The organism is Listeria sp. PSOL-1, from assembly GCF_902806445.1.
Classification (GTDB): domain Bacteria; phylum Bacillota; class Bacilli; order Lactobacillales; family Listeriaceae; genus Listeria.
The window spans coordinates 1805993-1830173 of the sequence record NZ_LR760298.1 but is presented as its reverse complement, the minus strand read 5'-3'; the positions used below and the strand labels follow the sequence as shown (position 1 = coordinate 1830173).

Genomic DNA, 24181 nt, shown 5'->3' with positions numbered 1-24181 from the left:
GATTTAAGAATCAGTGTTTGTTTTTTTTCTATTAACATTTTTTGGTAAGTACTTGTTATCGCTTTGCGCTCAACAATTTCATTAGAATACAAGTAAGCTGTTCCGCATAATAGGCCAACTTTTACATCCCTAACAGATAAAGGCGCTGTCATAATTTGGACAAAGGCAGCTGTCAAATCATCATGAATACCACCCGCAAAAAAGGCAGTAATTTCTGAAGGGGTACTAACTTTTAATATTTTGTTGATTTGTTTTTCCCACAAAATGGTAGAATAAATAGGGCCAACATGTCCGCCACTTTCTCTGCCTTCAAAAATAAAGGTTCGTGCCCCTTCTTTAAGGAACATCTCCAAAAGACTTGGAGCAGGGGTGTGAAGTAAAACTTTAATTCCTTCTTTTTCAAAGACTTTCGCTTGAGCGGGTCTCCCACCTGCGATTAGAACGTGTGAAGGCTTAGCTTTTAATACTAGTTGTGTTTGTTCCTCGAATTTTGAAGGATAAATAAACCCTAAAAGGCCCACGCCCCAAGATTTTTCACCTAACATTTCTGTTGTTTTTTCTAAAGCATCTTCTGCGACTTTCCCAGATAACATACTCATTGCAAAGAATGGTAAACCACCACCTAAAGCGACATCATTTAAGAATTCTGGAACATCACTGACACGAGCCATCGGGCCTTGGGCAATAGGATATCGTATACCAAATTCTTTGGAAAGTGCAGAATCTTCCCCAAATGGATCCCGTTGCTTCGCTTGTTTTACATGCGTAAAAACAGTCCGAGAAACGGCTTTTATTAAATATTTTAAATGTCTATATTCGCTTACTAAATCGCCAGCTAACAATATATCTTGTCCTAATGCTAACTTCTCTTTATTTGGAAGGATATAGAATTTATAATTATTTTCATCTTGAATTTCGTTTCCGCTTAAATGTCCAAGATGCTTTTTAACATCTGAAGAAACGGAACATTCTGGGAATAATGCTATTTGAGAATCCATGATTATTCCTGCTGCGCCAAGAGCACCATAAGCTGCTGCACTATGTATACCTACTCCACCTTGAACGAACACTTCCACTTCTTTACACAATTCGTTCATTTGCTGGAATAATAGAAAAGTAGTCTCTTTTCCACTTAAACCAGAACCTTCTGCCCCTTTAATAATTAATTTATTTTTTTTCTTATGAATGGCTTCTTGTGCTTCTTCCATAGAATGAATTTGCCAAACGACTTCTTGCTTTTTTCGCTCTGGAAAACCCCAGGGCTGAACAATAGTGGTTACATTTTCTGGTAAAGTAATGTCTGACATAGATAGGTCAGATAGACAAACACCAAATTGTTCTACTTTCATCGCTAATTCTTTTAGTGCTTCCCTTGCTATTTCTTTGTCCCTTCCTAGATGTAAAATAGGGAATCCGCCAGCTTTTTTGACTTCTGTTGCAAGCTTGACATCGGGTCTTTCAAAAGGAGTTACGATCCAAAAATGTAAATTCATACCTCATCTCAACTTTCTCTGTGATAGATTTAAAAAACTTGACCTATTTATATCAAATAGTAGTGTCTCTAAAATAATAAAAATGTAATGTTATTTTAGATTATTCTAAAAACAATACTATGAATAGCAAAAAAGAAGACCTATTTTAAAGAGGGAAGATTATAGAAAAGGTTTGGGGCATAATAGGATACCGAGAAGCAATACTGCCCCAAACTCTTCTAAAATAACTTTATTTAATTGTTACTTCTACACCTACTAAAACAGCAGATTGATCCTTGTAGCTTAATTGGATATAAACTTTTTGATTACCATGTTGATCCAGTACTTCAGGATTTAAGATTTCAGCTTTTGGCTTAGCTTCATCCTTATCATTGAGTTGTTCAACGAAATCATAAGGTGAAATCTGGTCGCCGCTTGAGATCGTTATTCCTGTTTTTGCTATAGGTAATGTATTTCGGACTGGAATGCTAGCATCTTTGTATAAATGATATTGATCCAGTTGTTTACTCGGGATAAGATCATCAAAGCTAATCGGCATTGATGAAAAATCGTTTTCCCCCCATTTTTCTGGTGTTAATTTACCATCTAAACGGTCATCGCGCGTATTCCCGCTAACAAAAGTATTTTCTCCTCTAAAGCCGCCAGTATCACTTGCAATAAGAAGTCCTCGTCTTTTATTTGCTGGAATGTTTTCATAATGTGTAAATTTATTATCAATAAACACACCATTTGCTACATGATCGTTTCCAGTATGTTGGTTATATTCAATTCCAATCGCATATTTCTCTTGCCAGTATTTCCAATCAAATTGGTTTCCACTGACAAGCCAATTGGATAATTCAGAGATAGGGCCTTCTTTATATGATTGACCTAGGCCATATTCAGGAGTACCATACATAATAATCCCAGTATTACGCAAATAATTATTCATAATCGTAATATTTCTACCAGATTTAAATTTAAAACCACCTGCAGGACCGTTTGCAAGGCCCCTTAAATGATTAGAAATCAGCTGAACATCTTGTGCTCCTCTTAAGTAAGTAGCATGATCGCCCGTGACTTCATGTGTATCTTCGTTATCGTAACTTTGATAAAAAAGGTTATTTCTAATTAAAGCTCCTTTTAACATGCTATAGGAGTTGATCCCTGTGGAAAAATAATTTTGCTCATTACCACCATGAATATCAACCTCTTGCTTTTCAATACTGTTTTGTAAATGTTTAATGGTTTCAATAACATCTGAACGACTAAAGCTTTTAATTGCATCTAATTCATTCAGCTTTAGGCCGAATAAGTTATCAATAACAGTAAGATCCTGCATATATTCATAGCGACTATTTGTTGAATAGCCACCCACATAAATCATTCGGTTATAATCTTCTGCTGGCTTAGAGTGCGTATAATCTCGCATAAAAAGATTATTCTTTATTTGTGCCTGATTAACTACAGATAGCTCAATCGGGTACTTTGTCATTAGGTTATAGAAAACGTTATTTTCTAGTTGCATCTCATCAACTAATCTAGCAAAAATATTCACGCCATCAAAATAAAGATTTTTAAAAGCAATATGGTTTGATTTGGCGTATTTCTGATCTTGGAAAGAGACAGGCGTTTTGGATGTGCTTTTAAAGACACTAGCTCCTGATTTATCCCCGATGACTTGCATATTTGAAGTGATATCTATAGATTGATTTATAATATAAGAGCCTTTTGGTATAAAAAGAGCATCTCCTTGTTCTGCTGTTATTTTCAATAAATATTGTAGTTTAGCTGATTGATCGCTTGAATCGTTTGGTACAAGAGCATGCTCTTTAAATATGGAGTGGCTTGTAGCATCTAGTTGTGTTGCGCGTGCGGTTGTATCTTCAATGCTTCCCAAAAATAATAATAAGCCAATAAAAAGTAAGTAAAATCCTATTTTTTTCATAAAAATCCCTCTTTCATTGTAACATATAAAAACTAGCTGTGATTGAGCTAGAAGATTTAAAATATAAATTTACTTATAAAATCATATCAAATTACTAGTGTAAGTAAATATATTTTTCAAAAATACATACAAAATACAAATCGGGTCAATTAAGTTCACATTTTAGACATATTTATATACAAAATAACTATAGCTTGTTGATTTTTTTCAACAAAAAAAGACTATAGATAGATATGTATCTAAAAAATTGTAATTTAGTTAACAGATACTCAACCAAAACACCATTCAAAAATTTAAGTAGAAAGGATGCAAATATGGTTAAACAAATTATTTACTTTTTAAAAACAGAAGATCGAAAAATCATTGATTATTGGTTCGCTACTTATTATATGTACTCCAAAGAATATGAATTAAGAAGAGAGTATCCTGAATACTTAATGAACAAAAGAGAAAGTATTCTATGGGCATTTCATAAAATTGAACGCAGCTTAAATCAGGGTTATTTAAACACAAGTGTCCTTTATCAAATTGGCGAAGATGCCAAGGACCTTGAAACGCCATTAGAAGACTCGATTGAGCAATGTAATCAGCTATTTATTGCTATTTTAGAATATCTATTTCAGCAAATTCATAAAAAACGAATCCAACCATCACAACAAGCATTATTTCATTTCATTATTTTACTCCATAAATTGGAATCTAAGGCAGATGGAAGCTTGATAAGCGGCTATTTGAGGCATTAACTTAAAGCATATTAAGATGAGGTTCGTAGACTCATCTTAATATGCTAAGTATTATTATTTACATAAAAAGGGGAGCTTTCAATGGGAGCGGGAAATAAATCAGATGCACTGATTCAAAAATAGAGCAGTTCTTTCTGTTGGTTTGTCCCTAGAGCCCCAATGATATTACTGTTTTTTAGACGCTTGATAATCTGCTAAGAATTTATCAATACCTATGTCTGTTAAAGGGTGCTTAAGCATTTGTTCAAAAACTTTATATGGAACTGTAGCAATATCCGCTCCTAATCTAGCACATTCGATAACATGAATCGGATGACGAATGCTCGCCGAAATGATTTCTGTTTGAATTTTATGCATTGCAAAAATTTCAGCGATTTCAGCAATTAATGTCAAACCGTTTGATCCGATATCATCAAGCCTGCCTAAAAAAGGTGAAACATAGGTTGCACCTGATCTTGCTGCCAGTAAAGCTTGCGTAGCTGAAAACACTAAAGTAACATTTGTTTTAATTTTCTCTGCGTTTAAAATATTTACTGCCGCTAAACCTTCCCCTGTCATTGGGATTTTGACGACCATGTTGGGGTGTATTTTGGCAATTTTACGTCCTTCTTCAATCATTTTTTCTGCTTCAAGGCTAACTACTTCTCCACTGATTGGACCGTCAACAATAGCTGTAATTTCTTGAATAACTTCATTAAAGTTACGTCCTTCTTTTGCAATAAGTGATGGATTCGTTGTCACCCCATCAATGAATCCCATTCTAGCTGCTTTTTTGATTTCTGCTACATTTGCGGTATCAATAAAAAATTTCATTCTTTTTCCTCCTTGAGAAAGCGTTTTCAAATAGATTATATACTAATGTGCTAAAGAAAGCTTGTATTTGCGATTTATAGTCGTAATAAGTTAGATAGATAACTGCATTTATAAGTTATGACCTGAAAATAATGAAACACTTTCATTGACAAAGATAGGTCTATCTTTTATAATTTGTTTTGCTATAAAGAATAGAGCTATCTTTTAAGGAGTGTTGATAATGAAATTAACTTTACTCGGTTCAGTTGGAAATATTAACCAAGTTGTTATACCAGAATTGGTGAAACAAGGACACGAAGTTACGGTGATTACTTCAAGTGAAGAGCGCACAGAAGCTATCAAACAATTAGGCGCGAAGCCAGCTGTTGGGACAATGCAGGATGTACAATTTTTAACAGAACAATTTACTGGTGCAGATGCGGTTTATTTGATGATTAGTGGAAATGCTGGTGCAGAGGACCTTTTCAAAGTGGCGGAAAAACAAGGCCAAATATTTAAACAAGCAGTGAAAGAGGCTAACGTGAAAAACGTTGTTGATTTAAGTAGTGTTGGTGCGGATGCGGGTGAAATTGCCGGCGCTTTATATGCGTATTATTTGATTGAAGGGGAGTTAAAGCAGTTAGATGATGTGAATATTGCTTTCGTTCGACCTGTGGGCTTTTATAATAATTGGTATGGAAATTTACAAACCATTAAAACGGATAAAGCCATCTATTCCAACATTGCAAAAGACCTTAAACGCGCTAATGTAGCCCCAGTGGATATTGCACAAGTTGTCTTGCCATTATTACTAGATACGCCTAAAGGGCATACCGTTCATTATGCGATTAGTGATCTATTTACAGGCGAAGAATTTGTTGCAGCATTAAACGAAGAGTTAGGTGAAGCAGATATTCGTTATGTTGAAATTAGTGATGAGCAGTTTAAACATTCACTCTCTTCAAGAGGTATACCTGAAAAAGTAATAGAGCATTTTCTACAAATGAATGAGTATGAACGCCAACCAGAAAAAGCATATGCTGATTTAAAAGCAAAGAACCCTTCATTTGGTAAAATTAAACTGGAGGATTTTATCAAGCAATTTGTTTATGCATTAAACAATCCAACAAATGCAAAAGCGAATACCATTGTGAGTGAATAAAAAAGTAGCGGTTGTAAATTAAATAGATCCATTCTTCCTTATGGAGAATGGATCTTATAAGTACGAGTTTAAACTGTTTGTTTTTCATTTTTGGAATGAAAAATTATTTAAGAGGAGCAAGTCCAAAAAATGCTAATAATCTTTCAAACCAGCTTTTTTTACCAAAATAAATTTGATTGATTTCTTTTTCGCTCACAAGTATCCCTCCCATTCTGATCATATTCATATTTCTATTTCATTATACTATAATTCGGGTTGAAACCGTGTGACGATTTATAGTCTTTTTCCTATAAAATCGGGTTTTTTACTTAATATCTTCTCTTGATTATTAATGCTAAGAAGCTATATCTGTATAAATTGAGGAATCGATGCAATGAATGTAGGAAAGCGTTTTATTTGGCTTAGTTAGTATAAAAGTTTATTAGGCTAGCGATTTGCCGAGTGCATTTTTTAGAAAGGAGACTGATTTACAGTAGAAAAGATGGTTATAAATAGTAAAATTCGCCATTCAAGTTTGAATGGCGAATTTTATGGCCAGAGTTATAAGTTTATCTCTAAATGAATGGCGGAATGATAAAAAGCGAAATGATCCAATTTATGATTTTATGTAGTGTGCTTAACATAAATATCCCTCCTACCGCTATCTATTTTTGTATTACATTTTCATTATATTCTAATATAGCTTAAAAATATGTGGAGGTTTATAGAAATTTTCTTATAAAAATTAATAAAAATGTTCATTTATTACAATTTTTTTCATTGACAAGAAAACTGGCCATCTAAATATCAAAAAAGCATGGAACATACTAGGCTACCTAAGAATATAGGCAACTTTGCGTGTGGAACAATGGGAATTTGTTCAGCAGGAGGAAGCTGCTAAACTTCAAATATCCATACAACAAAACCAAATAAGAGAAGCGAACACAGATGGCTAAAAAGTCTGGAGTTCGGTTCTCTTATTTGGTTTCATACGATAAAATATACTAAAAAATGAAGCGTTTTATAGGAATTAAAAATTACTCTTTAAAACAGCACATCTCATGTTATAATGAAGGAAGCAATATTTGGAGGCTTTTACCTATGAAATTAGAAACTAATTTTATCCAGAAACAAAAGCAACAGCAATCAATGAAACTTGTGATGACGCAACAATTATCACAATCTATTGCGATGCTCCAATATACAACAGTCGAGCTGGTAGCGTTTTTAGAGGATAAGGCACTTGAGAACCCACTAATTGAGGTAATTCCTGGTTCTGATGTAGCAACAGATTTTTCTTATGTAAAAAGAAATAATTATTCTAACACTGAAAACAACTTTCTTGACCAAGTAGCAGATACTCAAGCAACACTTGCTGATCAATTGAAAGAACAACTAACTTTAATGACGCTTCCACCATCTGAAAAAATGATTGTCCTTTATTTGATCGAAAGCTTAGACTCGTCTGGTTATCTTACGGTTGACCTAAAAACTGCCGGAATGGCTCTTCTTACGAGCGAAGAAAAGGTCTTTTATTGTCTTGAAATCTTGCAAAGTATGGAACCTGCAGGAATAGGGGCACGTGACGCTAAGGAATGTATTTTACTACAAATGAAAAGAAAAACAAATATTCCAGCATTTGCTTATAAAATCATAAATGACCATTTCCAGGATTTTGCTGCTAAAAAATGGAAGAGAATTGCTGTTCAATTACATATTGATCTGCAAAAAATTCAGGCGGTATCCGATTTTATCCAAACCTTGGTTCCAAAGCCCGGGGCCGATTTTGAAACGGAACGGATACAATACATTGTTCCTGACTTAATCCTTTATCAAAACAACACGGAATTGCAAGTATCGATTGCTACACAGTTTTTGCCGCAAATTCGTTTTCAACAAGAGTATTATCAAAACCTACACTCCACTCAGGAAAAAGATGTCCATCATTTTTTGAACGAAAAGGCCAAAGAATACAATTGGCTTAAACAAGGAATGGAGCAACGGGAAACAACATTAAAACGTGTGGGGACAGCAATTATTGCCCATCAAAAAAGCTATTTTACAAAAATAACCCCTTCGCTTAAACCGCTTACATTAAAGGAAGTTGCCTCGGAGCTTGCTATTCATGAATCAACGGTAAGCCGTGCTGTAAATGGCAAGTACATTGAGACTTCACAGGGGATTTTTGAGCTTAAAGCATTTTTTACATCTAGCCTAACAAGAAAAGATGAGCATACATTAGAAGAGGTTTCAAGCGCAGGTGTTAAGATGCTTATTGCTGAATTCGTAAGTCAGGAAAATAAAGCTAAACCACTATCTGATCAAAACATCGTGGATCTGCTTGCTCAGAAAAAAATTGCAGTTTCTCGCCGGGCGATTGCTAAGTATCGGTCGGAATTAAAGATCCCAGCTTCTTCTAAACGAAAACGCTATGATGAGATATCTTGATCATTAGCTGTAAGCATTTAAAAAATGAAATGTTTACATGCTAATTCTAAGTGGAATAGAATACTAGAGCTTTTGAATAAGGTTTTAAAAATGTCCGTTTAAATACTTGAAGAAAAAAGATATTGCTGTTACAATGAACAATGTAGGGTAAGTGAAAGTATAGCGATTAACTTCATCAGCAATAATCAAAAGAGAAAAGGGCAAAAATGAGAATAGGAAGCTGTGCGTCGTAGCTTCATTCAAATTAAAATTCCCGTATCTCTACTTTTTTTAGTTTTAACGGGACATGGAACGACTAAGTGGGTCGGATGACGTCCTGATTGGTGAGGAGCAATTTAAATGTCTGACTTAATCAACATTCAAAAAAAACTATTACCCGACGTTTTGAAGATCATGCAAAAACGCTATCAGATTTTGCGCTCCATTTATTTTGCAGAACCTGTTGGTAGGAGGACACTTGCTAGCATGCTTGGTATGAGTGAAAGAGTCTTGCGCAGCGAAGTTGAATTCTTAAAAACGCAGAGACTAGTAGATATTGCATCTTCTGGCATGACAGTTACAAAAGAAGGACTCGCTGTATTTCGTGATTTAGAAGGAATTATGAATCAACTTTCAGGACTACATTCACTAGAAGTAAAACTAGCTAAAAAACTTCAAATCGAAAAGTGCCTTGTCGTACAAGGAAATAGTGACGAAGCGCCATGGGTTCGTGAAGAATTGGGGCGTGTTGCTGTTAAAGAACTTGACGGTGCACTGACAGAAAAGCGGAATATTGTTGCTGTCATGGGTGGATCAACAATGGCGACATTAGCTGAGATGATGACATCAAACTTTGCAAAAGGCAGAGAACTACTTTTCGTCCCAGGACGAGGTGGGATTGGTGAAGATTTAGATAATCAAGCCAATACCATTTGTGACAAATTAGCAACGAAGACAGGAACAAAACATCGTGTGCTTTATGTACCCGAGCAGCTTGGTGAAGAGGCTTATCGTTCACTTTTAAAAGAACCTACAATTCAAGAAGGCTTGCAGCTTGTTCAATCAGCAAATGTGATTGTTCATGGCATTGGTGATGCGCTTACTATGGCGAAAAGGCGGCATACAGGCGAAGAGGTTATTAAAAAAATTACTGATCTCTCTGCTGTGGGGGAAGCATTTGGCTATTATTTTAATGAACAGGGCGAAGTAGTGCATAAAGTTTCGACATTTGGTCTGCAATTTGAAGATTTAGCTAGAATTCCACATATTATTGCAGTAGCGGGTGGGGCATCAAAAGCCAAAGCGATCAAATCATACATGAAAAGTGCTCCAAACAACACAATTTTAATTACAGACGAAGGAGCCGCACTTAAGCTTTTAAAAGGGAGTAAAACCCTTTTGAAATAAAAAATTTCACTTATTTTCAAGGAGGAAAATGACTTATGACAGTTAAAGTTGGTATTAATGGTTTTGGACGTATTGGACGTTTAGCTTTCCGTCGTATTCAAGAAGTAGAAGGAATTGAAGTTGTTGCAATCAATGACTTAACTGATGCTAAAATGTTAGCACATTTATTAAAATATGATACAACTCAAGGTCGCTTTAATAGCGAAGTTGAAGTGCATGATGGCTTCTTCAAAGTAAATGGTAAAGAAGTAAAAGTACTTGCTAACCGCAATCCAGAAGAATTACCATGGGGCGAGTTAGGTGTTGATATCGTTCTTGAATGTACTGGTTTCTTTACTTCAAAAGAAAAAGCAGAACTTCATCTTAAAGCTGGTGCTAAAAAAGTTGTTATTTCAGCACCTGCAACTGGCGATATGAAAACAATCGTATTCAATGTTAACCATGAAACACTTGATGGAACTGAAACAGTCATTTCTGGTGCAAGCTGTACAACAAACTGTTTAGCTCCTATGGCTCAAACTTTAGATGATAACTTTGGAATTGTTGAAGGCCTTATGACAACAATCCACGCTTATACAGGTGACCAAATGACACTTGATGGCCCACATCCAAAAGGTGATTTCCGCCGTGCTCGTGCTGCAGCTGAAAATATTGTTCCTAATTCAACTGGTGCTGCAAAAGCAATCGGTGAAGTACTTCCAAACCTTAAAGGTAAATTAGATGGATCTGCTCAACGTGTACCAGTTGCAACTGGCTCTTTGACTGAACTTGTAACGGTCCTTAACAAACCAGTAACTGTTGAAGAAGTAAATGCAGCAATGGAAAAAGCAAGCGATCCTGATAGCTTCGGGTATACAAGTGATGAACTTGTTTCTTCTGATATTAAAGGTATCACTTTTGGTTCATTCTTTGATGCAACACAAACAAAAGTAATGTCTGTTGGCGACAAACAATTGGTTAAAACTGTTTCTTGGTACGATAATGAAATGAGCTATACTGCTCAATTGGTTCGCACATTACAATACTTCGCTAAATTATTAAAATAATAAGTTCGAACTAAATAAATAAACGAATAGGCGGAGACAATCACTTGTTTCCGCCTGTTTTCCGAAACAGGAGGCTATAACATGGCTAAAAAAGTAGTGACTGATTTAAATTTAAATGACAAAAAAGTACTTGTCCGCGTTGACTTTAATGTACCAATGAAAGACGGAGAAATTACAAACGATAACCGCATTGTGGCTGCACTCCCTACCATCAAATATATTATTGAGCAAAACGGCAAAGCCATCTTATTTTCACACCTTGGTAAAGTAAAAACGGAAGAAGATAAGAAAGATAAGTCGCTTCGCCCGGTTGCAGAACGCCTCAGTGAACTGCTTGGCAAAGAAGTGAAATTCGTGCCAGTAACACGTGGAGCAGAACTTGAACATGCGATTAACGAAATGAAAGACGGAGATGTCCTTCTTTTTGAAAATACGCGTTTTGAAGATATTGATGGGAAGAAAGAAAGCGGCAATGATCCAGAACTTGGTAAATACTGGGCAAGTCTTGGAGACGTATTTGTTAATGACGCTTTTGGTACAGCTCACCGTGCGCATGCGTCAAATGTTGGCATTGCATCACATCTTGAATCAGCAGCTGGCTTCTTAATGGAAAAAGAAATCAAGTTCATCGGCGGTGTTGTTGAAAACCCTGATCGTCCACTTGTTGCTATTCTTGGTGGAGCTAAGGTTTCCGATAAAATTGGCGTTATTGAAAACTTACTTGAAAAAGCTGATAAGTTATTAATTGGCGGAGGAATGGCGTACACATTCATGAAAGCTAAGGGCTATGAAGTAGGGATTTCATTACTTGAAAAAGATAAAGTGGACCTTGCTAAGAGCTTAATGGAAAAAGCTGGTGACAAACTTGTTTTACCAATTGATACAGTCGTTGCGAAAGAATTTAGCAATGATGTACCATACCATACCGTTTCCTCTGATGAGATTCCGGCTGATGAAGAAGGTCTTGATATTGGTGAAAAAACCATCAAGCTTTTTACAGAACAACTTCAAGGCGCCAAAACAGTTATTTGGAATGGACCAATGGGCGTGTTTGAAATGAGCAATTTTGCTAAAGGTACAATTGGTGTATGCAAAGCAATTGCTGATTTAAAAGATGCGACAACAATTATCGGTGGTGGAGATTCAGCGGCAGCAGCAATGCAGCTTGGTTTCGCTGATAAATTCACGCACATTTCTACAGGTGGCGGTGCTTCCTTAGAATATTTAGAAGGTAAAGAGCTACCAGGCGTTGCAGCTATTTCCGATAAATAAAATAAATCTGAAAGGAAGTTTGATTTTATGCGTAAACCAATTATTGCTGGTAACTGGAAAATGAATAAAACAGCTGCTAAAGCGGCTGAATTTGTTGAAGAAGTAAAAGGCAAAATTCCTGCTAAAGATCTAGTTGAGTCTGTTGTTGCTTCTCCAGCACTTTTCTTACGCGATTTAAGCCGTTTAACAGAAGGAACGGATTTAAAAGTTGCCGCTCAGAACTGCTACTTTGCGGACGAGGGTGCTTATACTGGAGAAATTAGTCCACTTGCGCTAGCTGATTTAGGCGTATCTTATGTAATCATTGGACATTCTGAGCGTCGTGAGTATTTCCATGAAACAGACGAAGATATTAATAAAAAAGCACATGCCATTTTCAAGCATGGCATGACACCAATCATTTGCTGCGGGGAAACTTTAGAACAACGCGAAGCAGGTGAGACGAATTCTTGGGTACGTGGCCAAATTCATGCTGCGCTTCAAGGATTAACCGAAGAACAAGTGAAGCAAACAGTCATTGCTTATGAGCCAATCTGGGCAATTGGGACTGGTAAATCTTCTACAAGTAAAGATGCGAATGAAACATGTGCAGTTATTCGTGCTGAGGTTGCGGAAAGCTTTTCTAAAGAAGCAGCGGAATCTCTTCGTATTCAATATGGCGGTAGCGTAAAACCAGAAAATATCGCTGAGTACATGCGTGAATCTGATATTGATGGTGCTCTTGTAGGCGGCGCAAGCTTAGAGCCCGATTCTTTCTTAGCATTATTGGAGGCAGTTAAATAAATGAGTAAATCTCCTGTTGCAATTATTATTCTGGACGGTTTTGGACTTCGAAATGAGACAGTTGGTAATGCAGTAGCTCAAGCAAATAAGCCTAATTTTGATCGCTACTGGAGTGAATTTCCACATAGTGAACTTAAAGCATCTGGGCTTGATGTGGGTCTTCCAGAAGGACAAATGGGTAATTCTGAAGTTGGGCATACAAACATTGGCGCTGGCCGGATTGTGTATCAAAGCTTAACGCGTATTGATAAAGCGATTGAAGAAGGCGAATTCCAGGAAAATAAAGCTCTTAATAACGCATTTAACTATACAAAAGAACATGATTCAGATCTACACTTATTTGGGCTTCTGTCTGATGGGGGCGTGCATAGCCATATTAACCATTTAACGGCTCTTCTTGAAACCGCAAAAGATAAAGGTGTAAAAAATGTCTATATCCATGCGTTTCTTGATGGTCGTGATGTGCCGCCGCAATCGGCACAAGCTTACATCAAACAGCTACAAGAAGCCATTCAGCAATTAAATTATGGCCATATCGCTACGATTTCTGGACGCTTTTATGCAATGGATCGTGATAAGCGATGGGAACGTGTGGAAAAAGCCTACCGAGCAATCGCTTATGGCGAAGGTGAAAAATTCGCTGATCCACTAGAGCTTATTGAAGCGTCATATAAAGATAATAAAACGGATGAATTTGTTGTCCCGGCTGTTATCGCAAAAGATGATGCACAGGCGGCAACAATTAAAGATAATGACGCTGTTATTTTCTTTAACTTCCGTCCTGACAGAGCAATCCAATTATCCAATGCTTTTACGGATAAAGAATGGGAACATTTCGATCGCGGAGCTAAACATCCTAAAAACGTTAAGTTTGTGACGATGACACTTTATAATCCAAGCATTGATGCTGAAGTTGCTTTTGAACCGATTGAAATGAAAAATGTTATTGGTGAAGTTCTTTCAAATGAAGGATTAGCACAACTGCGCATTGCTGAAACTGAAAAATACCCGCATGTGACTTTCTTTATGAATGGTGGTCGAAATGAAGAATTTCCAGGTGAAAACCGAATTCTGATTAATTCACCAAAAGTTGAAACGTACGACCTTCAGCCAGAAATGAGTGCATATGAAGTAACCGATGCGTTGGTTAAAGACATTCAAGAAGATAAACATGATGCAATTATTTTAAACTTTGCTAACCCTGATATGGTTGGACATTCAGGTATGTTAGAGCCAACAATCAAAGCCATTGAAGCCGTTGATGAAAATCTTGGCCGCGTGGTTGATTTAATCCTTGAAAAAGGCGGCTCTGCGATAATTTTTGCTGACCACGGTAATTCAGAAACAATGTCAACACCAGAAGGAAAGCCACACACAGCCCATACAACAGTTCCTGTACCAGTTATTGTTACCAAAAAAGGTGCAACACTGCGTTCGGACGGTCGACTTGCCGATGTGGCACCAACCATGCTTGGCCTTTTAGGTGTGAAAAAACCAGCTGAAATGACTGGCGAAACTTTAATTAAAGAATAAAGACATTTTTACTTTTATTTTTAGAAAAACAAAGATACAATAAACTTATAATGAAATGTGGGCATGAGAATAAGTGAGAGTGCTTCCCGATATGTATTGAAGGATAGATGTTCATGTTTGCTCACATATATATTGGTGCTGTACCTCGTTTTATTCGAAGCCCCAACAAAGGAGAGAATTTTAATGTCAATTATTACTGAAGTTTATGCACGTGAAGTCCTTGATTCCCGTGGTAATCCAACTGTTGAGGTAGAAGTTTATACAGAAGCCGGTGCATTTGGTCGTGCGCTTGTACCAAGTGGCGCTTCTACTGGTGAATATGAAGCTGTAGAATTACGTGACGGCGATAAAGATCGTTATTTAGGTAAAGGCGTTTTAAAAGCTGTAGAAAATGTAAATGACGTTATTGCGGATAAAATTATCGGCTTTGATGTAACTGATCAAATCGGGCTTGATAAAGCAATGATCGATCTTGATGGGACACCAAACAAAGGTAAATTAGGCGCTAACGCTATCCTAGGTGTTTCTTTAGCTGCTGCTCGTGCTGCTGCTGACGAACTGGGCGTTCATTTATATGAATACATCGGTGGAACAAATGCGAAAGTTCTTCCAGTACCAATGATGAATATCTTAAATGGTGGAGAACACGCGGATAACAATGTTGACGTACAAGAATTCATGGTTATGCCAGTTGGTGCTCCTAACTTTAAAGAAGCTTTACGTATGGGAGCTGAAATTGTTCACGCGCTTAAAAAAGTTCTTAAAGACAAAGGCCTTAATACAGGTGTAGGTGATGAAGGCGGATTTGCACCAAACTTATCATCAAATGAAGAAGCGATTGAAGTCATTATTGAAGCGATTAAAGCTGCTGGTTACAAACCAGGGGATGAAGTAAAAATTGCAATGGATGCAGCATCTTCTGAGTTCTATAACCGTGAAACTGGTAAATATGAACTTAAAGGTGAAGGCGTGACTCGTACTTCTGAAGAAATGGTTACTTGGTATGAAGATCTAGTGAACAAGTACCCAATCGCCTCTATTGAAGATGGTTTAGACGAAAATGACTGGGACGGTTTCAAATTACTAACAGACCGTATCGGTAAAAAAGTTCAATTAGTAGGTGACGATTTATTCGTAACCAACACTGAAAAACTAGAACAAGGTATCGAAAAGGGTATCGCTAATTCTATTCTAATCAAAGTTAACCAAATCGGTACACTTACTGAAACGTTAGACGCTATCGAAATGGCTAAACAAGCTGGTTACACAGCAGTAATTTCTCACCGCTCTGGTGAAACCGAAGATTCTACAATCGCTGACATTGCTGTTGCAACAAATGCTGGTCAAATCAAAACAGGTGCTCCAGTACGTACAGATCGTGTTGCTAAATATAACCAATTACTACGCATTGAAGATAACTTACAAGATCTTGCTGTATATCGCGGCATTAATGCTTTTTATAACTTAAAAAAATAATGAACTAAGCTATTTGAAAAGAGGCTGGGATAACAATGATTGTCCCAGCCTCTTTTTTTATCTTATCGTTTTATAATTATTAGTGTACTTTATTGAATATTGGAAAGTAAATAAAAAAATTAGCTTTTAAAATTATTATCTCATTACCGGTATTAAATGTAGCAGCTTAATATGAATACGAACGAAGAACAAATGAATTAGTGGGATGGATTAATATGATAAATATCGGTTATTGGAGGAGTCTATGCAAGAATTTTTAATATTTACTAACAACCAAGGCGCGTTTATTGCGATATTCTGTGCATTTATAGGAATGGGATTATTAAATTCGAAAACAAGCCACAAAGGCCGTAGTTTCATTGCATGGTTATTTATTTTGATATCGGTTTTTTTCACAGCGGTTTTATTATTCATCTTAATCACAGGAAAACAGTATTTTTAAAACACGAAGATAGTGAACAGGAAACCCATCCACTATCTTCGTGTTTTTTTACTGTGGAAAACTAAAGATTGTGTGATAAAATACGAATAAGCTGAAATTTGAAAGGAAGTTTATATAAGCATGAAAAAAGAATTATTGCTATATTTGCTTTTTGGTATTTTAACAACACTCGTTTATTTTGTTGCTCGATTTGTAACGGTGAATCTTAGTGGGAGCTCTATGTTAGCTGTTATTATTGCTCAATCGCTCTCTATTATCTTTGCCTTTGTAACGAATAAAATTCTAGTATTTAGAGATGTTAGTATACAGTGGGTTGTTATTTTAAAACAGTTTTCGGTTTTTGTAATGGGAAGGATGTTTGTATTGCTTTTAGATGTTTTCATTACCTATTTTGCTGTTGAAAAATTCTCTGCTTTTTTTATTAAGATCTTGAAGCTGAATAATATTGATTACTCAGTTGGTTTATTTTCTTTTGGAACGATAAAAAAGTATTTTGGCAGTCCATTTCTAATAAACGAATTGATCTTTGCGTTAATTGTTCAGATCTTAGCGATTATCTTGAACTACATTATTTCTAAAAAAGTAGTTTTTACAAAAAAATAATTTATTTAAGAGGATTTCTTGTTGCTCTCTTCTCTGATAATAAAATTTGGTCTTCTTTTTGTTTCTAAGAAAATTTTGGCGATATATTTGCCGATAATGCCGATTGAAAGAAGCTGAATGCCACCTACTGCAAGAATAATTGCAACAAGCGAAGGCCAGCCACTTGTCGGATCCCCAAAAACTAGCGTTCTGATAATAATAAATAAAAATGCAACAAGCGAGGAAATAAATGAAACCGCCCCTAATACAGAAGCAAAGTTCAGTGGTGCTTCTGAAAAATTAACCAGCCCATCAATGCTATAAGAAAATAGCTTCCAAAAACTCCAACTTGTCTCTCCAGCTACCCTTTCTCGATTTTCATAAGAGATATAAATCGTGTTAAAGCCTACCCAAGAAAAGATCCCTTTGGAAAACCGATTATATTCAGTCACTTCTAAAATAGCATCAACCATTTGTCGGGTCATCAGCCGAAAATCTCTTGCACCATCAATCATTTCTGCATGGCCAATACGATTGATGATTTTATAAAACATTCTTGCAAAAAAGCTGCGTATTTTTGGTTCGCCAGTTCTAGTCGAGCGCCTTGTTGCAACACAATCAATATTTTTATCTTGGATCTTTTCGTACATTTCAATCAATAATTCTGGCGGATCTTGTAAATCGACGTCCATCACGGTAACCAGGTCACCTTTAGCTTTTAATAAGCCGGCATATAAGGCAGCTTCTTTCCCGAAGTTTCTGGAAAATGAGCAGTAATGCACGTGACTGTTTTCTTTACTTAATTGCTGTAATACTGTCAGTGTATTATCAGTGGAGCCATCGTTTATAAATATATAATCGACAGATACAGGTAACTGTTCTTTTATATTTTCTACCTCATCAAAAAAAATAGGTATGGCATCTTCTTCGTTAAAACAAGGTACAATAACAGATAAATTCATTTTTAATTTTTCTCCATTTCTTTTTGTACTATACTAATCTTTTATCACAATCTGCGAATCATGGTGCTTTTGCTGAATTATGACGTTGATTAAACAAACTCTTGATGTTCTCATTTTTTTAGATTAAAATGGCAGCTACTATTAATTCAGTGATCTGATCAGCTGTAACTTCTGTTTGAGTATACCAGCCGCTCTTTAACGCATGAATATAATTATAAGTAGTAGACATGATTAATGTACGCAAAACATTAATATTAATCTGTCTAAATTCGCCAGTTTCAATTCCGAGTTGTAGCAAGTCTTGGATTTTTTGATTGGCTTTATCTGTTTGTTTTTTCTTCAAATCAAGGTCAAGGGAATGTGTGTGTTTGATGAGTTCAATGATTTCGATGGACTCAGGGTGTTTTAGCGAAAAAGCAATGAGCGCTTTAATATTATTTCTTAAATTCTCAGCCATTGAGCTTTTTTCTGATAAAGATTTACTGACATAGACGCTCATTTCATGGATATGATACTGAAAAACTTGGAGAATTAAATCCTGTTTGTTTGCAAAATAAATATAGATATTTGATTGCGAAATACCTACTGCTTTGGCTACTTTTGTAGTGGAAAAATACTCGACACCATTTTCTACTAAAAGACGTGTGGCTTCTTTTATGATCATTTGGTATTTGTTTTGATCTTTTGTTTTCATAATAAGTAAATTTTACAGGAAAAGCCCAGCTAATGTCAATTTTTGCTTAAATTGATCTGGTTAAGATTTGGGAAGTGACTTCATAAAGTAAATCTTTGTGTGGACCGCTTGGAAGCTGTTTGATCGTTTTTAAAGCTTTTTTTGTATATTTACTAGCAAGAGCAAAAGATTGCTCGACACCTTGATAATGAGTGACTAAATCGGTAAGTCTAATTAAATCTTGCTGACCTAGAGCAGCTTTTTTTGTGAGTAAAGGAGCGAATTCAGCATGGTGGCCTTGCATGGCATAGATTAGTGGCAGTGAATAGACACCCTGTTTAACATCATTTAATACTGGTTTGCCAAGACTTGTATAGGTGCTTGTATAATCAAGTACGTCATCAATAATTTGAAAAGCCATTCCAAGATAATGGCCGAGATTCCATGATTTAGCGACGAGCGCGTGACTGGCTTGACTACTTTTTGCACCAGAATAGCAGCTTAATGCGAAAAGCTGTGCTGTTTTTCCAGAAATTCTTGTTAAATATTCGCGAACCGTGACACTTGTTTGATAACGTGTACGCATTTGATTGAGTTCACCTATTAGAATCTTTTCGATATTTTTGCTGTTGAATTCAATGTCATTCATTGAATCAGCGTACTTGGAAAGAATTTTGAAGCAAACGCAGAACAAATAATCTCCAGTATAGACGGCATAATTGTTGCCATAAAGCGTATGCAGTGTAGGTTCTCCGCGTCTAATTGGCGACTCATCAACGACGTCATCATGAATAAGTGTAGCCATATGTAAAACTTCAAGCGCAGCTGCAACAGAAATTGCACGATCGTGGTCATAATCAGGTCCGATTTGAGCAGAAAGAAGTGCATAAGCAGGACGCAGTAGTTTGCCACCAGCATGGATGAGATTTTTAATGTTTTTTTCAACATTCTTATCACGAATTTGAATGTTTTTTTCGATTGTTATTAAAACGTCTTGCAAATCTTTTTGAAGTGCAGGATAATTTTCCCACATCGGATGAAGTCGCATAATGAAACTCCTTTTTCGCATTATTTATTTAAAGCTTGCTTTGCTTCAAAAAAGTTGCGGAGTGTTTGTACATTTTGAAGTAAGTAATTGGCGGCAATACCAATCGCAATACCTGATAAAATACCAATAAATGAAAGAGCCGGAAGATATAACATGACATTCCATGAGCCAGCAATAAAACTTGCAACCATCAACTGTCCAACGTTATGTAAGATACCACCAGCTGTACTAACTCCGATAATACTTACACGTTTAGGTCCTAATTTTTGTACAAGCCACATGCCTAAAAAACTAAGAATCGCTCCAGCTGCACTATATAAAAAAGTGGATAAACTACCGCCTAAAAGGGTGGCAAGAACGAGGCGTATACAGATAATCATCAATGTATCTTTGGTTCTAAGTGTATAAAGGGAGATACATGTAATGATGTTTGCCAGTCCGAGCTTTGCGCCTGGTGCGAAGGCGAAAGGGAAGGGGATCGCGCGTTCTAGTAAACTAATGACTACTGCCTGAGCAGCCAAAAGGGCTATATAAATTAATCGCTTGTTTTTTGTCAAGAAATCGAGTCCTCCTTCAGGCTAAAAAGATAATTAGGAAGGAATGATGACATCATCGTTGCTATTATCTGAATCTCCAATGGCTTTTACTTCAATTAATAACTTATGTGGTAAACAAGTAATCGTTTCAGCGGGTTTATTTATAGCGCCCATCCGAATACAGACTTGGTCAGTGCAATTGGCAGCACTAATCTTAATCGCTTCATCATTTACTTCAATTGTATTAGAATCACCATCGTCTTGTTTTATTGTAAAGCTTTCTTTTCCTTTATGTCCAGTTAATTCAACTGTACGATATTTTTTTCCGTCAATTGAAATCACCGCAATAAGTTTTTGCTTTCCTTGAATGGGCTTTTCGTTTGCTTTAGAATAAGAAAAAATGGCTAGAGGTAAAAAAGAAAGTAAGATTAAGCAAATAATGATGATCACATCAAATGGTCGAATCATTTTAAGATAAGTCTTCAAATCTTTTTCCTCCTCTAAAGTTTTATTTCTAAAAAGAAGAGTATGAGAGATAAATTGATTTATCTCCCAGACTCTCCTTCTTTTTTTCCAAAATTATTTTCCACTATCTCGATAAACCGAGCGTGGTTTGCCGTACCACCAGTTTCCAAGGTGTTTTTGGAACCAAGGAACAACCCAATAATCAAAGCCGAAAGCACGTCCAGCACCATTTAACATCGCGATGGATGCAGGTAAAGCCCAGAATTTATCCCAACCAAGCATAGCACTGAATGTAAACATTGCTAGGAAGCCAATGCTACCAATGCTTGCTAACCATGTAAAAAGGCCAACGATAAGTGCAAGGCCAATGGCAAGCTCAATGAAAGGAACAACTTTTTGCATAAATAAAGCCATGCCTTGGTTTGGCATAATTAGTTTCATGATCCATTCGAACCAACCTGGCATATGATGCAGGATAGGTGTTGTAACGTTTTGAGCAGCTTCACCGGCAGCTTTCCCAGCAGCTTCACTTGCTCCGGAATTTGCAGCAGTTTGTAACCAATCAAATGGCATTTTTGAAGTTGTTGCAGTTAGCCAAGAGTCATTTCCAATCCCTTGAAAGACAGGTTTTAAGTTTGTTATGCTAACTTTGTCCCATGTTCCTTCACCATATATTTTAGCAAGGGCTTCGTCAACCCAGAACCAGCCAAGATAAATGCGCAGCGGTAAGCTCCATATCACATTACCGTAACGTGATGTCCAACCTCGGAAAATAGTGCGTTGATCTTTAATATGGAAGAATTCGTGAACAATATATTGCCACATGTAGTACCCACTATGAATACCGAAGAAATAGTAAAGATTAACCATATGTTTCATAAAAATAGCGAACCAACCAGATAAATGAAGATTGCCTAAGTGAGCTACACCATATTTTGCCCCAATAGAAACCATAACCCCATGGTATTTACCTTGGAAAGCTTCTTTTTCTCCACCACTAATTTCAGAAATAATGCTTTTAGCAGCAGTCATTCCGGTTTGTTCAGCAGCTTCAACAATTTGTGGTGTTGGTGTTCCTTCTGCTTCTTCAAAATAAGCAAGGTCACCAATGACATATGTGTTTTCGTACTTTTCAGCTTCCATATATTGATTCACTTTTAGACGACCAGCGCGAGCGGTTTCCATACCGTAATCTTTTGTATCGGAGTTAGCACGCACACCAGCTGTCCAAATAAGTGTATGTGTTGGAATTTCTTCGCCTGATTTAAGAACAATACTTTCAGGTTTTACTTCAACGATAGCGGCATTTTTCATGATCTTAATGCCTTTTTTAACCATGTACTTCTCAGCTTTTTCCGCGTCACGGCGATCTAGCATGTTAAGAATCGTTGGTGCAGCTTCTACTACAATAAGTTCGATTTCATCAGGATCAATCTTATTATCTTTTGCTAAACGAGCTTTCCACTCTAAAAGTTCCCCGACCATTTCAATGCCGGTAAATCCAGAACCACAGATGACAAATTTTAACATGGCTTTACGCTTTGCAACATCTTGCGTGCGACTTGCTGTTGTTACAATCGATTCGATATGATGTCTTAGTCTGACAGAATCTTCCCATGACCAAAGTGTGTAGCCGTTTTCTGCTACACCTGGCGTACCGAAATCATTTGGTTCTCCACCCATTCCGAGAATTAAGTAGTCGTAAGGATAGCTGCCATGTTCTGTTGTGACTATTTTTTTGTCGTGATCTACGTTTGTTACGTTATCGGTTACAAGGTTGACTTTTGTGCGATTAAATAAACGTCGAAGATCATATTGAATGGCTGTCGGTTCAACACGGCCACCAGCAACTTCATGTAATTCTGTCATCATTGTATGATAAGAATGACGATCGATTAGTGTAATATGGATAGATTTATCTTTCTTATATTTTTTGGCTAGTTTCTTAGCTGCATGTACACCTGCATATCCTGCTCCTATTAGAACAATATTTTTTTCAGGCATATGCTTTCTCAACTCCTTGTAATTTTGTTCACAAAAATAATGCGAAAGAACAGTAAAAATATGATTATGACTAACATAGTTTAACAGATTAGCGTAGGTGTGTCTACCTTATAAAGATAAATAGTAATAAAATACAAAGAGGTTATTTTGTATTGAAAAATGAATTATGATCAAAATAAAAACTTTTTTTGTATTATAAAGTAATTTTCTTCCGGCGTTGTTTTCAGAAGATTTATCGTATTTTGTGATTTAGAGAGTTATGGACAAAAAGTGGACGAGATGATATTATTTGTATGTATTAGTGATATCATTTTGTTAGTTTGTTTGTGATATCACGAGCATTTAATAAGCCAAAAGGTGGGGATGTTTCATGGAAGTAAAAAAAGTAGCAATGGGAGTAACTGCTGTTGTAGCGTCAAGCATGTTGCTTGTAGCTTGTGGCAACACTAATCCAACGTCAGACCAGAAAAATACAAACACAAGGCAAAAAAATACAGCAGATAAAATCACTAAAACAGACGGTACTTTAACAGATGGCACTTACAAGTTAGAAGAACAAAATGCTGACAAAAATGGTTGGAAAGCATTTATGTCTATGAAAGTAACAGATGGTAAAATTACAAAAGCAAACTACGATTACAAAGATAAAGATGGCAAATTAAAATCTGCTGACGCTGACTACGAAAAAACAATGAAAGAAAAAACAGGCGTTGGCCCTAAAGAATACTTAAAACAATTGAATGATGCTCTAGTGAAAAAACAAGCGGCTAACCAAGTTGCTGTTGTTGCTGGTGCAACACATTCTTCTAATACATTCAGAAATTACGCTAATCAACTAATCCAAGCAGCTCAAAAAGGCGATACTACAACAATTGAAATCAATAATGATGCTAAAATGAAAGATGGCAAATATTCACTTGAAGAAAAAAATTATGCACATAATTACCGCGTCGTTTTCACAATGGAAGTAAAAGATGGGAAAATTACTAAATCTGATTATAATTACGTAAACAAAGATGGCCAAAAGAAAACAGATGACGCTGACTATGAAAAAAATATGAAAGAAAAAACAGGTGTTGGCCCTAAAGAATATATCCCAGCCCTTAACAAATCGTTTGAGAAAAAACAAGAACCAGGAGAGGTAGATACAGTATCTGGTGCAACAGAATCTTCTACCCAATTTGTAACCTACGCTGCGCAACTTAAAAATGCAGCTCAAAAAGGTGATACATCTAAAATTGTAGTTTATAATAAAGTCGAATCTGAATGATTTTAAAGGATTGTACATGAAAAATCTTTCAGCTCTATTTTTAAGGAAATTCGATTTTAAAAATTAGCATAGGTTCTACATTTCGCATACGACAAATCGAGCGAAAGCGGTTTGTATTGAAAAGGTTTGCCAGAAGCCGGAAACAGAGCGTACAATTGT

The 24181-nt window shown here is 36.2% G+C and carries 20 protein-coding genes; 12 read left to right on the top strand and 8 right to left on the bottom strand.

The window, feature by feature from the left end; all coding sequences use genetic code 11:
* Positions 1-1722: 1722 nt before the first annotated feature.
* On the bottom strand, positions 1723-3420 hold the full coding sequence (locus G6Q10_RS08910; RefSeq protein WP_163655228.1) for a glycosyl hydrolase family 28-related protein: 1698 nt from the start codon (positions 3418-3420) through the stop codon (positions 1723-1725).
* A gap of 314 nt (positions 3421-3734) precedes the next feature.
* Between G6Q10_RS08910 and G6Q10_RS08905 the strand changes: the two genes are divergently transcribed.
* On the top strand, positions 3735-4163 hold the full coding sequence (locus G6Q10_RS08905; RefSeq protein ID WP_163655227.1) for a hypothetical protein: 429 nt from the start codon (positions 3735-3737) through the stop codon (positions 4161-4163).
* Positions 4164-4328: 165 nt separating this feature from the next.
* Here G6Q10_RS08905 and fsa read toward each other — a convergent pair whose 3' ends face one another.
* On the bottom strand, positions 4329-4976 hold the full coding sequence (fsa, locus tag G6Q10_RS08900) for a fructose-6-phosphate aldolase (RefSeq protein WP_163655225.1): 648 nt from the start codon (positions 4974-4976) through the stop codon (positions 4329-4331).
* A 220-nt stretch (positions 4977-5196) separates the two neighbouring features.
* Between fsa and G6Q10_RS08895 the strand changes: the two genes are divergently transcribed.
* From G6Q10_RS08895 to G6Q10_RS08850, 10 genes are all read left to right on the top strand, one after another.
* Complete coding sequence (locus G6Q10_RS08895; RefSeq protein WP_163655223.1) at positions 5197-6117, top strand: NmrA family NAD(P)-binding protein; 921 nt, start codon at positions 5197-5199, stop codon at positions 6115-6117.
* A 1080-nt stretch (positions 6118-7197) separates the two neighbouring features.
* Entirely contained in the window at positions 7198-8544 is a 1347-nt protein-coding gene (gene rpoN, locus G6Q10_RS08890; RefSeq protein ID WP_163655221.1) for an RNA polymerase factor sigma-54, read from the top strand.
* 339 nt (positions 8545-8883) lie between these two features.
* A complete protein-coding gene (locus G6Q10_RS08885; protein WP_163655220.1) occupies positions 8884-9930 on the top strand; it encodes a sugar-binding transcriptional regulator in 1047 nt (348 codons plus the stop codon).
* A gap of 35 nt (positions 9931-9965) precedes the next feature.
* Positions 9966-10976, top strand: a complete 1011-nt coding sequence (gene gap / locus G6Q10_RS08880; protein ID WP_163655218.1) for a type I glyceraldehyde-3-phosphate dehydrogenase — start codon at positions 9966-9968, stop codon at positions 10974-10976.
* Between the two features lie 81 nt (positions 10977-11057).
* On the top strand, positions 11058-12248 hold the full coding sequence (gene pgk / locus G6Q10_RS08875; RefSeq protein WP_163655216.1) for a phosphoglycerate kinase: 1191 nt from the start codon (positions 11058-11060) through the stop codon (positions 12246-12248).
* Between the two features lie 27 nt (positions 12249-12275).
* A complete protein-coding gene (gene tpiA, locus G6Q10_RS08870; RefSeq protein WP_163655214.1) occupies positions 12276-13031 on the top strand; it encodes a triose-phosphate isomerase in 756 nt (251 codons plus the stop codon).
* Positions 13032-14564 carry a 2,3-bisphosphoglycerate-independent phosphoglycerate mutase gene (gene gpmI, locus G6Q10_RS08865; protein ID WP_163655212.1) on the top strand — a complete coding sequence of 511 codons (1533 nt, stop codon included), beginning with the start codon at positions 13032-13034 and terminating at the stop codon, positions 14562-14564.
* Between the two features lie 183 nt (positions 14565-14747).
* Complete coding sequence (gene eno / locus G6Q10_RS08860) at positions 14748-16040, top strand: phosphopyruvate hydratase (protein WP_163655210.1); 1293 nt, start codon at positions 14748-14750, stop codon at positions 16038-16040.
* A gap of 244 nt (positions 16041-16284) precedes the next feature.
* Positions 16285-16482, top strand: coding sequence for a hypothetical protein (locus tag G6Q10_RS08855; protein WP_163655209.1), 198 nt, complete (start codon positions 16285-16287; stop codon positions 16480-16482).
* 120 nt (positions 16483-16602) lie between these two features.
* Positions 16603-17085 carry a GtrA family protein gene (locus G6Q10_RS08850; RefSeq protein WP_163655207.1) on the top strand — a complete coding sequence of 161 codons (483 nt, stop codon included), beginning with the start codon at positions 16603-16605 and terminating at the stop codon, positions 17083-17085.
* Between the two features lie 5 nt (positions 17086-17090).
* On the opposite strand, the gene G6Q10_RS08845 is transcribed toward G6Q10_RS08850, so the two are convergent.
* From G6Q10_RS08845 to G6Q10_RS08820, 6 genes are all read right to left on the bottom strand, one after another.
* A complete protein-coding gene (locus G6Q10_RS08845) occupies positions 17091-18026 on the bottom strand; it encodes a glycosyltransferase family 2 protein (protein WP_163655205.1) in 936 nt (311 codons plus the stop codon).
* A 118-nt stretch (positions 18027-18144) separates the two neighbouring features.
* Positions 18145-18720, bottom strand: coding sequence for a TetR/AcrR family transcriptional regulator (locus G6Q10_RS08840; protein ID WP_163655203.1), 576 nt, complete (start codon positions 18718-18720; stop codon positions 18145-18147).
* A 46-nt stretch (positions 18721-18766) separates the two neighbouring features.
* Positions 18767-19747, bottom strand: coding sequence for a polyprenyl synthetase family protein (locus G6Q10_RS08835; RefSeq protein ID WP_163655201.1), 981 nt, complete (start codon positions 19745-19747; stop codon positions 18767-18769).
* 20 nt (positions 19748-19767) lie between these two features.
* Positions 19768-20304, bottom strand: coding sequence for a flavinylation system FAD exporter subunit EetB (gene eetB, locus G6Q10_RS08830; protein WP_163655199.1), 537 nt, complete (start codon positions 20302-20304; stop codon positions 19768-19770).
* A 33-nt stretch (positions 20305-20337) separates the two neighbouring features.
* Positions 20338-20769: a NusG domain II-containing protein gene (locus G6Q10_RS08825; protein ID WP_163655197.1), complete on the bottom strand. Its 432-nt coding sequence runs from the start codon at positions 20767-20769 to the stop codon at positions 20338-20340.
* A gap of 93 nt (positions 20770-20862) precedes the next feature.
* Positions 20863-22752, bottom strand: coding sequence for an FAD-dependent oxidoreductase (locus G6Q10_RS08820; protein WP_163655194.1), 1890 nt, complete (start codon positions 22750-22752; stop codon positions 20863-20865).
* 370 nt (positions 22753-23122) lie between these two features.
* Between G6Q10_RS08820 and pplA the strand changes: the two genes are divergently transcribed.
* Entirely contained in the window at positions 23123-24022 is a 900-nt protein-coding gene (gene pplA / locus G6Q10_RS08815) for an extracellular electron transfer flavoprotein PplA (RefSeq protein WP_163655193.1), read from the top strand.
* Positions 24023-24181: the final 159 nt, after the last annotated feature.

Bases quoted from the DNA above. Each gene is read 5' to 3' on its own strand.
- G6Q10_RS08910 (WP_163655228.1), bottom strand. From the start codon at position 3,420: ATGAAAAAAATAGGATTTTACTTACTTTTTATTGGCTTATTATTATTT.
- G6Q10_RS08905 (WP_163655227.1), top strand. From the start codon at position 3,735: ATGGTTAAACAAATTATTTACTTTTTAAAAACAGAAGATCGAAAAATC.
- fsa (WP_163655225.1), bottom strand. From the start codon at position 4,976: ATGAAATTTTTTATTGATACCGCAAATGTAGCAGAAATCAAAAAAGCA.
- G6Q10_RS08895 (WP_163655223.1), top strand. From the start codon at position 5,197: ATGAAATTAACTTTACTCGGTTCAGTTGGAAATATTAACCAAGTTGTT.
- rpoN (WP_163655221.1), top strand. From the start codon at position 7,198: ATGAAATTAGAAACTAATTTTATCCAGAAACAAAAGCAACAGCAATCA.
- G6Q10_RS08885 (WP_163655220.1), top strand. From the start codon at position 8,884: ATGTCTGACTTAATCAACATTCAAAAAAAACTATTACCCGACGTTTTG.
- gap (WP_163655218.1), top strand. From the start codon at position 9,966: ATGACAGTTAAAGTTGGTATTAATGGTTTTGGACGTATTGGACGTTTA.
- pgk (WP_163655216.1), top strand. From the start codon at position 11,058: ATGGCTAAAAAAGTAGTGACTGATTTAAATTTAAATGACAAAAAAGTA.
- tpiA (WP_163655214.1), top strand. From the start codon at position 12,276: ATGCGTAAACCAATTATTGCTGGTAACTGGAAAATGAATAAAACAGCT.
- gpmI (WP_163655212.1), top strand. From the start codon at position 13,032: ATGAGTAAATCTCCTGTTGCAATTATTATTCTGGACGGTTTTGGACTT.
- eno (WP_163655210.1), top strand. From the start codon at position 14,748: ATGTCAATTATTACTGAAGTTTATGCACGTGAAGTCCTTGATTCCCGT.
- G6Q10_RS08855 (WP_163655209.1), top strand. From the start codon at position 16,285: ATGCAAGAATTTTTAATATTTACTAACAACCAAGGCGCGTTTATTGCG.
- G6Q10_RS08850 (WP_163655207.1), top strand. From the start codon at position 16,603: ATGAAAAAAGAATTATTGCTATATTTGCTTTTTGGTATTTTAACAACA.
- G6Q10_RS08845 (WP_163655205.1), bottom strand. From the start codon at position 18,026: ATGAATTTATCTGTTATTGTACCTTGTTTTAACGAAGAAGATGCCATA.
- G6Q10_RS08840 (WP_163655203.1), bottom strand. From the start codon at position 18,720: ATGAAAACAAAAGATCAAAACAAATACCAAATGATCATAAAAGAAGCC.
- G6Q10_RS08835 (WP_163655201.1), bottom strand. From the start codon at position 19,747: ATGCGACTTCATCCGATGTGGGAAAATTATCCTGCACTTCAAAAAGAT.
- G6Q10_RS08820 (WP_163655194.1), bottom strand. From the start codon at position 22,752: ATGCCTGAAAAAAATATTGTTCTAATAGGAGCAGGATATGCAGGTGTA.
- pplA (WP_163655193.1), top strand. From the start codon at position 23,123: ATGGAAGTAAAAAAAGTAGCAATGGGAGTAACTGCTGTTGTAGCGTCA.